This window comes from Olleya sp. KJ81-1 (genome assembly GCF_055808135.1).
Genome location: NZ_CM147854.1, coordinates 2,012,998 through 2,027,731 on the forward strand (window position 1 = coordinate 2,012,998; position 14,734 = coordinate 2,027,731).

The 14,734-nt window shown below is 32.1% G+C and carries 12 protein-coding genes and 1 pseudogene; 2 read left to right on the plus strand and 11 right to left on the minus strand.

Going from position 1 to position 14,734, the window contains the following annotated elements; translation table 11 throughout:
• The 8 genes and pseudogenes from ruvA to AC0L3M_RS09645 form a co-directional block, all read right to left on the minus strand.
• Window positions 1-582 (minus strand): Holliday junction branch migration protein RuvA, encoded by a 582-nt coding sequence (ruvA, locus tag AC0L3M_RS09610; RefSeq protein WP_145003633.1) that lies wholly within the window; start codon window positions 580-582, stop codon window positions 1-3.
• A 48-nt stretch (window positions 583-630) separates the two neighbouring features.
• Window positions 631-2,928, minus strand: a complete 2,298-nt coding sequence (locus tag AC0L3M_RS09615; RefSeq protein ID WP_145003637.1) for an NADP-dependent malic enzyme — start codon at window positions 2,926-2,928, stop codon at window positions 631-633.
• Window positions 2,929-3,029: 101 nt separating this feature from the next.
• Window positions 3,030-3,362, minus strand: a complete 333-nt coding sequence (locus AC0L3M_RS09620) for a hypothetical protein (protein ID WP_473430589.1) — start codon at window positions 3,360-3,362, stop codon at window positions 3,030-3,032.
• Window positions 3,275-4,759, minus strand: coding sequence for an alpha-amylase family protein (locus AC0L3M_RS09625; protein WP_473430590.1), 1,485 nt, complete (start codon window positions 4,757-4,759; stop codon window positions 3,275-3,277). The genes AC0L3M_RS09620 and AC0L3M_RS09625 overlap by 88 nt, the downstream gene beginning before the upstream one ends.
• A 31-nt stretch (window positions 4,760-4,790) precedes the next feature.
• On the minus strand, window positions 4,791-5,717 hold the full coding sequence (locus tag AC0L3M_RS09630; protein WP_473430591.1) for a carbohydrate kinase family protein: 927 nt from the start codon (window positions 5,715-5,717) through the stop codon (window positions 4,791-4,793).
• Between the two features lie 23 nt (window positions 5,718-5,740).
• Window positions 5,741-7,061, minus strand: a pseudogene (locus AC0L3M_RS09635) (MFS transporter).
• A gap of 12 nt (window positions 7,062-7,073) precedes the next feature.
• On the minus strand, window positions 7,074-7,388 hold the full coding sequence (locus AC0L3M_RS09640) for a glutaredoxin family protein (protein ID WP_473430592.1): 315 nt from the start codon (window positions 7,386-7,388) through the stop codon (window positions 7,074-7,076).
• A gap of 121 nt (window positions 7,389-7,509) precedes the next feature.
• The gene (locus tag AC0L3M_RS09645) at window positions 7,510-10,140 is read right to left on the minus strand and encodes a TonB-dependent receptor domain-containing protein (RefSeq protein ID WP_473430593.1); all 2,631 of its coding nucleotides are present in this window, start codon (window positions 10,138-10,140) and stop codon (window positions 7,510-7,512) included.
• Between the two features lie 162 nt (window positions 10,141-10,302).
• Between AC0L3M_RS09645 and AC0L3M_RS09650 the strand changes: the two genes are divergently transcribed.
• Window positions 10,303-10,581, plus strand: a complete 279-nt coding sequence (locus AC0L3M_RS09650) for a LacI family DNA-binding transcriptional regulator (protein ID WP_473430594.1) — start codon at window positions 10,303-10,305, stop codon at window positions 10,579-10,581.
• The gene (locus AC0L3M_RS09655) at window positions 10,551-11,324 is read left to right on the plus strand and encodes a substrate-binding domain-containing protein (RefSeq protein WP_473432497.1); all 774 of its coding nucleotides are present in this window, start codon (window positions 10,551-10,553) and stop codon (window positions 11,322-11,324) included. The genes AC0L3M_RS09650 and AC0L3M_RS09655 overlap by 31 nt, the downstream gene beginning before the upstream one ends.
• 4 nt (window positions 11,325-11,328) lie before the next feature.
• Here the strand turns inward: AC0L3M_RS09655 and queG are convergent, their stop codons facing one another.
• The 3 genes from queG to ruvB all read right to left on the minus strand — a co-directional run bounded on the left by queG (window position 11,329) and on the right by ruvB (window position 14,664).
• On the minus strand, window positions 11,329-12,255 hold the full coding sequence (gene queG / locus AC0L3M_RS09660; protein ID WP_473430595.1) for a tRNA epoxyqueuosine(34) reductase QueG: 927 nt from the start codon (window positions 12,253-12,255) through the stop codon (window positions 11,329-11,331).
• Window positions 12,256-12,257: 2 nt separating this feature from the next.
• Complete coding sequence (locus AC0L3M_RS09665) at window positions 12,258-13,580, minus strand: cytochrome P450 (protein ID WP_473430596.1); 1,323 nt, start codon at window positions 13,578-13,580, stop codon at window positions 12,258-12,260.
• Window positions 13,581-13,641: 61 nt separating this feature from the next.
• Window positions 13,642-14,664 carry a Holliday junction branch migration DNA helicase RuvB gene (ruvB, locus tag AC0L3M_RS09670; protein ID WP_473430597.1) on the minus strand — a complete coding sequence of 341 codons (1,023 nt, stop codon included), beginning with the start codon at window positions 14,662-14,664 and terminating at the stop codon, window positions 13,642-13,644.
• Between the last annotated feature and the right edge of the window lie 70 nt (window positions 14,665-14,734).

Consider the following 14,734-nt stretch of genomic DNA (forward strand, 5'->3'; position numbering starts at 1 on the left):
TTATAAATTTTTTAGGGCTAGTTTGATAATTGTTTCTACGTTAGCTTCTGGTTGGTCTTTGACAATTTTATCCAGTACTTTTTCTGCTTGTTTTTTAGCAAAACCTAATACTTCTAAAGCAGATAACGCTTCATCTTTGTTAGTATTGCTTTGACTTACAGAAACTTCGTCTATATCGTAAATTTTTAAGATTTTATCTTTTAAATCTATTATTACTCTTTGTGCTGTTTTTATCCCTATTCCTTTAATAGATTGAATTAAAGCAACATCATCCACAGCAATACCTTCTCTAATTTGTTTTGGCGTTAAAGATGATAACATGGTTCTTGCTGTATTTGCACCAATACCACTTACAGAAATTAAAAGTCTAAATAATTCTCTTTCTGATGTTGAAGCAAAACCATATAAAGTATGCGCATCTTCCCTTATTTGAAGATGCGTATATAACTTTAAATTTTCTTGATTAGGAATTTGAGAATAGGTATGCAATGATATATTTAGCATATAACCCACTCCGTTGCAATCGATGACTACATCTGTTGGATTTTTCTCTACTAACTTTCCTTGTATGTGTGTAATCATAAATTTTTGTTAACTCTCCAAATGTAAGAAAATTATCTTTACATTATTTTAGTTCTTGTTTTCTAAGTTTTTTTCCCACTTTTCTTTCTGTTGCGCATCTATTACTGCTATTGCAGTCATGTTTACAATTTCGTCAACACTTGCATGTAGTTGTAAGATATGTACAGGTTTACGCATTCCCATCATAATTGGTCCAACGGACTCTGCATTATTAAGTTCTTTTAATAACTTATAAGTAATGTTTGCAGACTCTAAATTAGGGAAGATTAAAGTATTTACTTTTTTACCTGCTAGTTTAGAAAACGGGAAACTATCTGTTAACATTTGACTGTTTAAAGCAAAATCTGTTTGTAACTCTCCATCTACTAATAAGTCAGGATGTCTTTTATGTAAATAAGATACTGCCTCTCTAACTTTAGTAGCTGTTTGGTCTTTTGATGAGCCAAAGTTAGAATAAGAAGTCATTGCCATAATTGGTTCCATTCCAAACATTTTAACCACTTTAGCAGTCATTTGCGCTATTTTAGTTAAATCTTGAGCTGATGGGTTTATATTTATTGAAGTGTCACTTAAAAACATAGGACCACGTTGGGTCATCATAACATTTGTTGTCGCAATTCTTGTGGATCCTGGTGCTAATCCTATTAGTTCCAACATTGGTTTTACAACGGAAGGATAACTACGAGAGTACCCAGAAATTAATGCATCTGCATCACCTTCATTAACCATCATTGCTGCATAGTAGTTACGTTCTCTCATTAACTTTTCAGCTAATAACAACGTTACTCCTTTTCTTCTGCGTTGTTCCCAATATATTTTTGCGTACTTATTTTTTTGTTCAAGTTGCTCGTCAGATTTAGGATCAATAATTAGTACATCTGCATCAAACTCTAGCTCTTCTTTTAAGCGTTCAATTTCTTCTTTTCTACCTAATAAAATTGGTATAGCAACACCTTCTTCGTAAACTATTTGGGCTGCTTTTAATACATCTAAAGAATCTGCTTCTGTAAAAACAACACGCTTTGGATCTAGCTTAGATCTGTTTAATAATAATCTTACAATCTTATTATCGTTACCTAATCTATCTAATAATTGCTCTTCATATTTTTTCCAATCTTCAATTGGCTCTTTAGCCACACCACTTTCCATTGCTGCTTTTGCTACAGCTGGAGGTACAGTTGCTATTAATCTTGGATCAAATGGCTTAGGTATAATATACTCTTTACTAAACGTCAGGCGTGTTTCGCCATAAGCAATATTTACTTGTTCTGGCACAGACTCTTTAGCTAAATCAGCCAATGCTTTTACAGCTGCCATTTTCATGGCTTCGTTAATTTTAGTTGCTCTAACGTCTAAAGCTCCTCTAAAAATAAACGGAAATCCTAGTACATTATTAACTTGATTAGGATGGTCACTTCGTCCTGTAGCCATAATAATATCCTTACGCGTTGCAATTGCCAAATCATAACCAATTTCTGGATCTGGATTAGCCATAGCAAATACTATAGGGTTTTTAGCCATAACTAATAACATGGCAGGCGTTACAATATCCGAAGTTGATAAACCAACAAATACATCAGCGTCAATCATTGCCTCATCCAATGTATCAATTTTACGATGAGTTGCAAATTCTGCTTTCTGAGATGTTAAATTATCTCTGTCATCTCTAATTACCCCTTTACTGTCTAACATGACCACGTTTTCACGTTTAGCACCAAATGCTAAATATAAACGCGTACAAGAAATTGCTGCTGCACCTGCACCACTTACTACGATTTTAACGTCCTCAATTTTTTTATCAGAAAGCTCTAATGCGTTTAATAATGCTGCTGCAGAAATAATTGCAGTACCATGTTGGTCATCATGCATTACAGGAATATCAAGTTCCTCTTTTAAGCGTCTTTCTATCTCAAAAGCTTCAGGTGCTTTAATATCTTCTAGGTTAATACCTCCAAACGTTGGAGCTATCATTTTTACTGTTTGAATAAATTCTTCAACATTTTCAGTATCTACTTCAATATCAAAAACATCAATATCTGCGAAGATTTTAAATAATAAGCCTTTACCTTCCATTACTGGCTTAGAGGCTTCTGGACCAATATTACCCAATCCTAAAACTGCGGTACCATTAGTTATTACTGCTACAAGATTACCTTTAGCTGTATATTTATAAACGTTATTAACGTCTTTTTCTATTTCTAAACAAGGTTCTGCCACACCTGGAGAATAAGCTAAGGCTAAATCCCTTTGGGTTGCATATTTTTTTGTTGGAACTACTTTTATTTTACCTGGAGTTGGCTTTGCATGATATACTAAAGCTTCACGACGTCTACTTTGTTTGCTCATAATTTCACTTTAAGTTTTAGTGAATTACAAATGTAAGTTTTTAAGACGTTTGAACATAAAAAAATGAGAGAGACTTTGAATAATCTTTGATTAATTAAATTTTAATAATGATATGTTTTTGTTTGATTATTTTCTGTTACTTGTATTGTAAACGACAAGTGTTTAAGATCTGCTAAAAGTTGTGCTTGACTGTTTTGGGTTTGCCATGTTATGTCTAATGTGTTTTTATTAGACGTATTTATGTCTACTTTTCCAGTAAAGGCATGACATGTATTTCTTATTTTAATTATCTCTAATTGTTTAAGTACAATATCTTTTTTTAGTCCTGCCTCAATGTCATCATGACTTAAGGTTGTTCTATTAATTTCTTTATGTCCTCCACTTCCAGCATTATCTGCTGCCTCATAATCGTTTTTTCCCGCAAAAATATCCAAATACCATACTTGAGGTATTCCTGGGACAAACATTTGAATAGCTCGAGCCAAAAGTAATTTTTTTCATCTTCTCCTAAAGCGCTAAAAAAAGTCGCATTTACTTGATAGTAAGATATTTTTGTACCTGATGGCCCATAAAGGTTTTTAACACGTCCACCACGACTTATTATGGTATCCATTATGGCTTCTATTTCTTTATCCTCCAATAAACCTTCATTATAATTACTATTAACCGCTTTTCCTTTTAGATCTAGGACAGGTATTCCATCATGACAGCCTAACATGTTTACGGTTTTATACTTTTTAGTCACTATTTCATTTATCCACTTTAAAAGTGCAATATTACAACCTGTTTCTAAAGTATGAATGACTAATCCTGGAAGAAAAAAATCATAAATATAATAGCCTTTACTCGCTACTTCATCATGTAATCCTAAACCATATTCGGCATGAATCTCTGGTAACAGCATTAAATTATTTTTTTGAGCTATTTTTTTTATGCGCTCTAAATAATCCCAAGTACCAGGTTTATTAAAAAAATTGGATTGCCCTACTTCTTTATGCAAATATGCAAAAGCGTCTAATCGCAAAATGTTGCAGCCATAACCATTAACTTTTTCTAAAGTTTCTTCATAAAATTCCCAAATTAATGGCGATTTTGCATTTACATCCATTTGCCCTAAATAGTGTCTTTTACTATTTACAACTTTCAATATTTCTGGTTTAAAACTTGTAAATTTTCCTAAATCAATTTGCGATACATCTTGATTATTTTGAATTAATTGATTTATTTTTTCGCAAATTAACACAGCATCCTCAGGGATTAGATTGGGTATCTGTTTAAGATCGTTAATTGAAATTTCTTGATATTTTATATCTTGATAAAAAGTATTCCAATAGGGCTGTTCGCTACCATCCGGAAATGGTACTTTTAATATTGGAAGCCCTGATTTACGCATAAATAATTTATCCAAATATTTTTTTTCTGGAATAACAACACCTTGATTATCCATGCTTCCATTATTACCCCAAAACTGATTCCAGTTTATAAAAAAATCTTTATATTTTGACTGTTCTCCGTATTTTAATAAGTCTTTAAACTGTGGAGATGCTACTGATAAATGATTTAATACAATGTCAAATTTAAGTTTGATATTTAAATTATCTAAATCACGCAAATCTTGAGTAGTAACTAAATCTTCATTTAAATTGTAATCTATGATAGAAAAACCTCTATCTAAATCACTATTAAAAAATGTAGGAAGGACATAAAACAAAGAAAATACATCTTTGAATTCTGGTGTTTTTAATAATTTTATGGTATCACTCCATTTTTCACCAATGCTATCTGGATAAGCATTAAACATGACACCATTTGAGATAGTAATTTCTGACATTTGAATATATATTTTTATTACTAGAAAAAACTTAAAGTAATTTAGAGACAATATTAATGTTTTCAGGTAACCTGCCCACATTTTGAAGTTTTAGCGCTGCTAATTTAAGTGCTACATCCAAGCATTCCTTCATTGTTTTTTTCTGACTATAAGCATACAAAAATCCTGACCAAAAAGCGTCTCCTGCTCCTGTAGCATCCATGATTTTTTCTATTTTAATTGCAGGTAACTGTAAAATTTGTTTGTTTTTTTGAGATAATTTAACGCCTTGACTTCCTAGAGTTAAACATACAGTGTCAACGCCTTCGGCATGGAAAAATGAAAAGATTTCTTCGTCTGGTAATTTTTTCCCAAACAATCTAAGCATATCATCTTCACTTATTTTAACCAAAGGATTAAACTTACAATAAGCTTTAATTATTTTTAAAGCTTCATTTTTACTATTCCATAATTTATCCGCATAATTGATATCTATACTTAATTGACATCCTAAATTAAATGCTTCTTCTGCTTTTTTTAGTATTGTTGCTTGCGCAGGATCTTTACTTAGAGCAAAACAAGTGGTATGAAAAATTTTGGTGTCTTTTAAATTTTTTGTTGTTATTTGATCTTCTGTAATAACACAATCTGCTTCTCTGTAAGGTATAAAATCAGGTGTACCCGATGACCTAGACACAAAAATCACACTAGTTGGTTTTTTTTGAATGATGTTAACATTGGATGCATTAACACCGACTTCGGCCAATTTTTTAAATATATACTCTCCTAAACCGTCATTACCAACTGAGGATACCAATACTGAATTTAGCCCTAATCTTGCTGAATTCATTGCTACATTTGTGGGAGAGCCACCTAAAAATCGGTGATAATCTCTTGTTTCGTTTATTAAGGCTTCAGGCTGATGACCAATAAAATCAATTAACACCTCTCCTACACATAGAATGTCTATGTTTTTCATAATAAAATGTAATTTAAAAAGTTTTAATGCCCAGTAGGCTGAATCTTCGCGTTTTTTATATTGTTTTTACTTTTAATGAATAGTGTTAATATTGCACTGATTATTAAAAGTACACCAGCAAAAGAGATTGCCATTCGTGGATCATTATTTAAAAAATACTTTAATATATAACCAAATGATAGTGTTTGAATTATCATTGGTATAACAATCATCATATTAATAATACCCATATATACTCCATAGCGTTCTTTGGGTATGTCTGCAACAATCATTAAATAGGGTATTCCCATCATACTTGCCCAACCAATTCCAAAACCTGTTATAGCAAAAAATAACAAGTTTTTATTTTGAATGTGTGGAAATGCTAAAAAACCTATTGCAGCAATCAACAAACAAAATGCATGTACTTTTTTTGCACTATATTTTTTAGCGAACCCTACTAGTGCAAAAGCGACTAAAAAAGTAACTACATTGTACCATCCGTTTACTAATCCTGTCCAACTTACAGCTTCGCTATATGCCTCTTTATTATCAGGTGTAGCATTCCATACAGATAAGGCTACACTTTTTGAAGAATTTTGCCAATAGCAAAACAATGCGTACCATTGAAATAAGTAGACTAAAGCTAATTGCCACATAACCCTAGGCATATCTTTTATAGCTGAAAAAATTTCAATTAATGGCCCAAACACGCTTCTTTTTTCTTTGAGTTTTTCTAATTCTTTTGGTGTTGGCGGAATCTCTTCCGTTTTGCTAATACTCCATATAATTGAAGCTATTGAACAAAATGCACCTAAAAAGAATGACGCATAAACCCAAGTAGGTAAAGATCCTGTTGAGCCAATGAAAATTAAAGGGAATATAAATAAAGATAAGTTAGCTAATACTTGTCCTAATCCTGTAAAAAAACTTTGCATCTGAAAACCTAAAGGTTGTTGGTCATCATCAAGTTTATCTGCTATTAATGCTCTATAAGGTTCCATAGCTGTATTATTTCCTGCATCTAAAATCCAAAGTAATCCTGCTGCCATCCATAATGAACTGCTAAAAGGAAATGCCAGAAGTGCTAAACTGCATACAATTGCACCTATTAAAAAAAGGTTTACGTCTTCCAAATTTTGGACTCCATGTTTTATCACTTAATGCTCCAATAATTGGCTGAACTAACAACCCAGTCACTGGACCAGCAAGGTGTAAAATTGGAATTTGATCTGGACTTGCACCTAAAAAATCATAAATTGGTGTTACTGCACTTTGTTGTAGACCAAAACTATATTGAATTCCGAAAAATCCAACATTCATATTCAGTATTTGCCAGAAGCTTAATTTTGGTTTTTTTAACATAATACTATTGTTTTATTTTTTTAAAAAATCTTCAAAATTAATATCATTAGTAAATATCTCACCATTTTTTTCTATTACCGGAATATTTAAATTGGTGACATCTATTTTTGCTTTATTAAGCTTATTCAGCATTTGTTGTAATGCTTTTTCATTCTTATCTATATCAAAAAAAGTATAGGGTATATTATTTTTTTCTAAATAGGATTTTGTATCTATACAATAATGACAAGTATCACTACCATACACAATTATTGCTTTTTTATTTTGTTTGTCTTTTAAAACTAAGCTGTCATTTTTTTGTGATGAATTACAACTTACAAAAAACAAACAGAGAATTGTTATTAAGGTAAATGGCTTCATGATACAACTTAATTAAAAATGGGTTGGCAGATAGTTAGTCTATCACCAACCCAAATTAAACACTTAAAAAAACTAATTCAACTTTTGATTAAAACTTATATTGAAATGTTAAAGAAGAAGAACGACCAGTAATTGATCTAGCTCTAACATAACGATCTGTACCATTTATTGCTGGACCATCAATTCCGTTAACTTCTGTAATACCTACTGTATCAAAAAGATTATTAACATTAAGCGCTACAGATAGTCCTTTAGTTAAACCAACTTTAGCTAAGACGTTAAAGTAAGCATATCCTGGTTGTACTAAATCATTAGAATCGAAAGCATAAGATTCTGTAGTACCTAATACTGTTACTCCAAATACATGTTGTTTATTATTACCAAAAACGTAAGAAGGTGCTAAATTATAAACAAAATCTGCTTGTCTTTGTGGTTTATTACCATTGTTAGCTCCAGCAGTCACTCTATCTTCAACTATTTCTGCATCAGTATAGGTTACAGATCCTGATATTGAAAAATCGCCTAAATTATAAGCTCCTTCAAATTCTAAACCAGTTGCTCTAAACTCGTTACCAACACTTAAATTTAATGCAGTACCAGCATCTTCATCTGTGTTACTAGTAAATCCTACTAAATTAATATAACCATTTGCTAATTTTCTTTTATAACCTGCTTCCAATTGAGAAACTTTGTCATACTGTGTTGATGCAGTACCATCTATTCCGTATCCATTTCTATCTGAAGCTCTACCTGATGCACCCACACTATATCTTGCAAATACAGCAGATTGATCGTTGATTAGATAATTTAAACCTCCAGAATAAGATACAAAATCATATTCATCTCCAATAAATTGGCTATTAGTTGGTTGTACAACTGGTACTAAAGTTTCAATAGCCTCAATAGTTCCGTTTCCGTCAACATCTACAGGTCCTTGTGTATTACCTGCTGCAATTGTACCATCCACTCTTACTTTTTCAAATCTAACACTACCATCAAAATTTAATTTTTCTGAGATACTTGCGTCAACTCCTACATATGGTGCACTTACTGTATGTTGTGTATTGTATTTACGTTGGCAGCAATTACCCCAAACTGGCGTACCATATGCATATTGTCCGGCTCTTGAATAACCATCAATGTTAACTAATCTTGCTTCTCCACCTCCTTTAACTTCTTGCAGGAATGCATTCCATTGCCAAGAAATTTTTGTATTTTGGCTAGCAGTAAAGTAACCTAGGGTTACACCAATATTATCACCAATCTTTTTGCTTAATTTAATATCATTAAAAACATTATTTAAGTCGTCAATAGTTGTATCAAACATGTGAATGTTTTGAATTAACCCATTAGATGGTGTGTAAGGAGATCCATCATCTGCATAAGATAACGTTACTGGTTGTGGTACAGGCAAACCTGCAACAAAACTATTTGTTTCACCAAATCCTGCTGTAAAAGGCGCTATCCAACCACCTTTATTAAAAGAGATTCTACCTTTTTCCGTTATTTTCCAACCTTCACCTAAATCAAAAGAAAACTCTAATCCAATTGCCTGAGAAATTGGATTGTTTCCATCTCTTACATCTCTTACAGATCGACCTCTATCACTACTTGTAGGTCCAGCACTTTCTTGTAAATATTTAGTCTGTAAACCATCCGTAGTAATATCAAAACCTGGTAAGTTTGCATAAGTAGGATTACTGTCTGACCCTTGTAATAACATTGGCATTGGCATATACATTGGTGTTTTATCGTTTAAAAACTTAAAATAAGTACGTACATAACCTGATTTAAATTGCTTAGTAATATTAGCTTTAAATTGACCTCCTTTACTTGCATTAAAACCTGCTTCTCTTGGTCCTTCTCCTGTTCTCATAAAACCTCCTATATGGTATGAAATACCGTTTGCTAATGGCGTACCGTATTCAAAATCAAGACGGTTTGTGTTATAATCTAAACCTGCACTAGTAGATATTGATCCACCTTCAGTATTTCCGGTTTTACTAATTAGATTAATTATTCCAGCTGGACCATTTGACGTTTGTGTGGATGCTGATCCACCTCTAATAGACTCTACTCTACCAATATTTGCATCTGCTCTTAACCAATTATCTGAATTACCAAATGAAGTATCTCCAAATAGCATAATAGGTAGTCCATCTTCTTGTAGTTGTAGGTATCTAGATCCTCCCGAAGATACAGGCACACCACGTACATTAAAGTTTGCATTACCATCTCCACCTGAAGACTCTGATCTTACACCAGGAATGTTTTTGAATATTTCTCCTGTTGTTCTTGGTGCTGACTGCTCTATTAATTTTGCACCAATTGAAGACACCGACACACTAGACTCTAATCTAGATTTAGGATTAACCACTCCTGTAATAATCACTTCGTCTAAAGCTTCAAGATCTTCGGCTAATACAAAGTTTGAAATTACAGAGTCACCATTTACTGTAACGGTTTGTGACAATGTAGCAAACCCAATATAGGATGCATTTATTTGATAGGTACCATTTTCTACATTAGAAATTGTGTAATTACCATCAAAATCTGTTTGAGATCCCTTACTAGTATCTTCTAAAATAACATTAACTCCTACAAGAGGTTGACCACTTGCATCTTTTACAGAGCCAGAAATTGTAGACTGCGCAACAATGAAAGATACGGATAATAGCGTAATTGCTATAAAAATCCATTTTGTTTTGGTTTGATTCATCTTGACTATAATTTAATTAATTAGTAAAAATTTAGTTTAATATGTAACAAATTTATATTTAAAGGCTATTTAAATTACATAATTCTTATCGAAAACGTTTTCGAAAACAACGAAAACGTTTTCGATAGTTAAATTCTTTTATTTATATTTATAAAAAAAAGTGTGAAACCTGTTACATTAAAACAAATTGCTGAAACTTTAGGAATATCTATAACTACAGTTTCTAAAGCTTTAAAAGATTATCCAGATGTTAGTAAAAAGACCAAAGCATTAGTTAAAGACTTAGCTCAAACTTTAAATTACAAGCCTAATTCATTTGCAGTAAATCTTAGAACTAAAGAATCCAAAACTATTGGTTTAATCGTTCCAGAAATAGTCCACCATTTTTTTCTAGTGTTATTAAGGGAATTATATCTCAAGCAGAAAAAAAAGGCTATTTAGTAATCACGTTACAGTCCAATGAGTCCTATGACTTAGAACGCAAACAAATAGAACTATTATTAAATAAAAGGGTTGATGGCATATTGATTTCGTTGGCCAATCAAACTGCGGATTATAATCATTTAAATGCTGTTATGTCTAATAACACTCCGTTAGTTATGTTTGATAAAATAGCAAAACTAGTCAAATGCTCTAAAGTTTTAATAAATGATCGCGAAGCTGCATACAAAGCTACACAACACTTAATAGATACTGGTTGTAAAAAAATAGCACATTTTAGAGGTCCATTACTGCCTCAAAATTCTATTGACCGTTTTTTAGGATACAAAAAAGCTTTAACAGACAATGGTATAACTTACGACTCGTCCTTGGTTTATATTCTTAAAGACATGAGTTATGAAGAAGGGCGTTTTTATGCTAAAAAACTAGTGGATGAGCATGAGGGTGTTGATGGTATTTTTATAAATACTGATTTAGTTGCAATTGGTGCTATTACCGCATTTAATAGTCTTAAAATAAAAGTTCCAGAAGACATCTCTGTAATTGGTTTTAGTAATTGGTTTATGTCTTCTGTAATATCTCCTTCACTAACTACCATAAATCAACCTGGTTTTGAAATAGGTAAAAAAGCCTTTAAACTTTTGTATAAAGAAATAAATAGTAAGAAAAATGATAAGATTATTAACTTTAAAGAAGTGATTTTGGATACTCAATTAGTGCTAAGAGAATCGACAAAATCTTGATATTTTATTTTAGAAAATCTATATTACGTTTTAAACCCTCAAACTTTGTTCGTTTTACAGCACTTTTTTGAAACACTTTTTTAAACACCTCTTCAGTAATGTCTTCCCAATCTTTTTTTGTCATAGCTAACAAATCTGGGTGAGGATTAAAAAGTGGCTCGTTATGAGGTTTTGAAAATTTATTCCATGGACAAACGTCTTGACAGACATCGCAACCAAACATCCAATCGTCAAATTTACCTTTCAAGTTGTTTGGTAATTGATCTTTAAGTTCTATTGTAAAATAACTAATACACTTACTACCATCAACAACGTAAGGCTCTGTTATGGCTTGCGTTGGACAAGCATCTATACATGCTGTACAAGTACCACAGTGATCGGAAACAATGGAATCGTATTCCAAATCTAAATCAATAATTAACTCTGCAATAAAATAAAAAGAACCCACTTGTTGGGTTAATAAATTACTATGCTTGCCAATCCAACCTAATCCTGATTTTGCTGCCCATGCTTTATCTAAAACTGGTGCAGAGTCTACAAATGCACGTCCTGAAACATCACCTATTTCTTGCTGAATAAAATGGGTTAATTCTTTAAGTTTTTCTTTAATTACAAAATGGTAGTCCTGTCCATAGGCATATTTAGATAATTTTAGAGCTTTTTTGTCTTCCTGAACTTGAGAAGGATAGTAATTTAACAATAATGATATTACGGATTTAGAATCATCGACAAGTTTGGTTGGATCTAAACGCTTATCAAAATGGTTTTGCATGTAACCCATTTGACCATGCATATTTTTATTCAGCCAGTTTTCTAGTCTAGGTGCTTCTTTTTCTAAAAAACCTGCTTTACTAATACCACAAGATAAAAACCCTAAGCGTTTAGCTTCGGCTTTGATTTGTGTTGTGTATTTAGATTTGTTATCAAGCATTATTATCTTATCTGAAAACTAAGCTGTGCATTTTTAGGTTTCAAAGTGATTAAAGGTGTAATCTTAATATTATCAAACTCAGGTTGAATTTTAAATTTTTTGACTAAAGCTGTAACAGCTATAATCATTTCAAACATAGCAAAATTGTTTCCAATGCATTTTCTTGGACCAGCACCAAAAGGAAAATATTGACTAGAAAACTGTCGTCCACCATCTGCAAAACGCTCAGGTAAAAAAGATTCTGGATTATCCCATAACTTTGGATGTCTATGGATTTCGTAAACCGAAAACAGCAGATTACTACCTGGCTCAAATTCCATTTCGTTAAAAACATCCCTCTCTATATTTACTCTGTCAATAAAATATGCTGGAGGATACAATCTCATGGACTCTTCAAGGACTTGTTGACAAACTTTAGACTGTGATATTCTAGTCATCAAATCTGCTTTATCACCACCAAGTTCAATAAACTCATTATGGATTTTATCTTGCCATTCAGGATGTTTTGCTAATAACTGAAATGTAAAAGTTAAAGCATTGGATGTGGTTTCATGACCTGCAGTAAAAATTATTAAAATCTCGTCAATTAATTGGTCTTCTGTCATACCTTGACCATCTTCATAGCGAGTTTCCAGTAGCATATCAAGTAAATCGTCATAACGTTTACCTGAAGCTGTACGTTGATCAACTATGCGTTTTAGTATAACTCTAGCTTCTTCTGATAAATCTAAATGTTTTTTTAAAGTGCCACCAATTTTAAACCACCATCCTAAATAAGGTTGCCTTAACTCTTTAACTAGCATGCGTTGATTTGCTTCGGTTATATACTGTAACCGCTCCATATCCTTATTGTTAGCTGCTTGAGTGAACAAAGATTTAACTACTGTTTGAAAAGCTAAATCATTAAGAATTGGAAAAAGATCTATGATTTTATTACTTTCAACCTTACTAAATTCTGAAATAATCGTCTGATGCATACCATCTAGCAAATTTTGTAATTGCTTTTTATGAAATGCTGGCTGCATCATCTTACGTTGTTTTTTCCATTTTTCGCCTTCAGAGGTTAAAAGACCTTCACCTACATATTTTACTAAATCTTCAGTTTGAATTTTTGATTTTGTATAGTTTTTTTGATTTTTTTGAAGTACATACTGCGCAAAAGCAGCGTCTCTACAAAAGTATATCTTAGAATTAAAACCTACATTAAGTTTAAACACATCACCTAAAGCTTGAAAATTTTTATTATGAAAAGGCAACGGATTTTTAAGAATCTCTAAAGAATGCTTAATAAATTTTAATAGTGAAACTTCTGGAATCTTTTTCATTTATCTAAATAAGAGATTATTATATATGTCCAAAGTTTTTAGTGTTTTACATTAAAGTTTATTAAAACAAACCTCCTTGAATTGGACCTTTAATTTTTCCTAAATGTTTGTAAGCCAACTCTGTAACCTCACGACCTCTTGGTGTACGCATTATAAAACCTTGTTGTATTAAAAAAGGTTCGTAAACCTCCTCAATAGTCTCAGTACTTTCACTAACTGCAGTTGCAATAGTACTAATACCAACTGGTCCTCCCTTAAACTTTTCTATTATAGTAGATAGAATTTTATTATCCATCTCATCCAAACCATATGCATCAACATTAAGCGCTTCTAAGCTATACTTTGCAATTTTAATATCGATACTTCCATTACCTTTTATTTGTGCAAAATCTCGGACTCTACGCAGGAGTGCATTAGCAATTCTAGGTGTGCCACGACTACGACCTGCTATCTCGATTGCTGCTTCCATTGATATTGGAACATTTAATATATCTGAACTACGTTGTATGATAGTTGTTAGTAATTCTGTATTATAATATTGTAATCTGCTTTGTATACCAAACCTTGCTCTCATAGGAGCTGTCAATAAACCTGATCTGGTTGTCGCACCAACAAGTGTAAATGGGTTTAGGTTAATTTGAACAGTTCTAGCATTTGGACCAGACTCAATCATAATATCAATCTTATAGTCTTCCATTGCAGAATATAAATACTCTTCTACAATAGGACTTAAACGATGAATTTCGTCTATAAAAAGAACATCTCTTTCATCTAGATTGGTTAATAAACCTGCTAAGTCTCCTGGCTTATCTAATACAGGACCTGAGGTAACTTTAATACCAACACCTAACTCATTTGCTAATATGTTTGCTAAAGTAGTTTTACCAAGTCCTGGAGGACCATGAAATAAGGTGTGATCTAGTGCTTCATTACGACCTACTGCAGCTTGAACAAAGATTTGAAGATTTTCTAATACCTGTTCTTGACCTGTAAAATCTTCAAAAGATAGAGGTCTTAATTGTTTTTCGACATCAAACTCTTCTGGAGTAAAATTATCGCTAGTAGGGTCAAGGTTATCGTTCATGTTAATGTTCCGCAAAAGCGGTAAACTTATAAATTATATAGCTTAAATAAAGCTAAGGAATAATATAAGC

Bases quoted from the DNA above. Each gene is read 5' to 3' on its own strand.
- ruvA (WP_145003633.1), bottom strand. From the start codon at position 582: ATGATTACACACATACAAGGAAAGTTAGTAGAGAAAAATCCAACAGAT.
- AC0L3M_RS09615 (WP_145003637.1), bottom strand. From the start codon at position 2,928: ATGAGCAAACAAAGTAGACGTCGTGAAGCTTTAGTATATCATGCAAAG.
- AC0L3M_RS09625 (WP_473430590.1), bottom strand. From the start codon at position 4,759: ATGTCAGAAATTACTATCTCAAATGGTGTCATGTTTAATGCTTATCCA.
- AC0L3M_RS09630 (WP_473430591.1), bottom strand. From the start codon at position 5,717: ATGAAAAACATAGACATTCTATGTGTAGGAGAGGTGTTAATTGATTTT.
- AC0L3M_RS09645 (WP_473430593.1), bottom strand. From the start codon at position 10,140: ATGAATCAAACCAAAACAAAATGGATTTTTATAGCAATTACGCTATTA.
- queG (WP_473430595.1), bottom strand. From the start codon at position 12,255: ATGCTTGATAACAAATCTAAATACACAACACAAATCAAAGCCGAAGCT.
- AC0L3M_RS09665 (WP_473430596.1), bottom strand. From the start codon at position 13,580: ATGAAAAAGATTCCAGAAGTTTCACTATTAAAATTTATTAAGCATTCT.
- ruvB (WP_473430597.1), bottom strand. From the start codon at position 14,664: ATGAACGATAACCTTGACCCTACTAGCGATAATTTTACTCCAGAAGAG.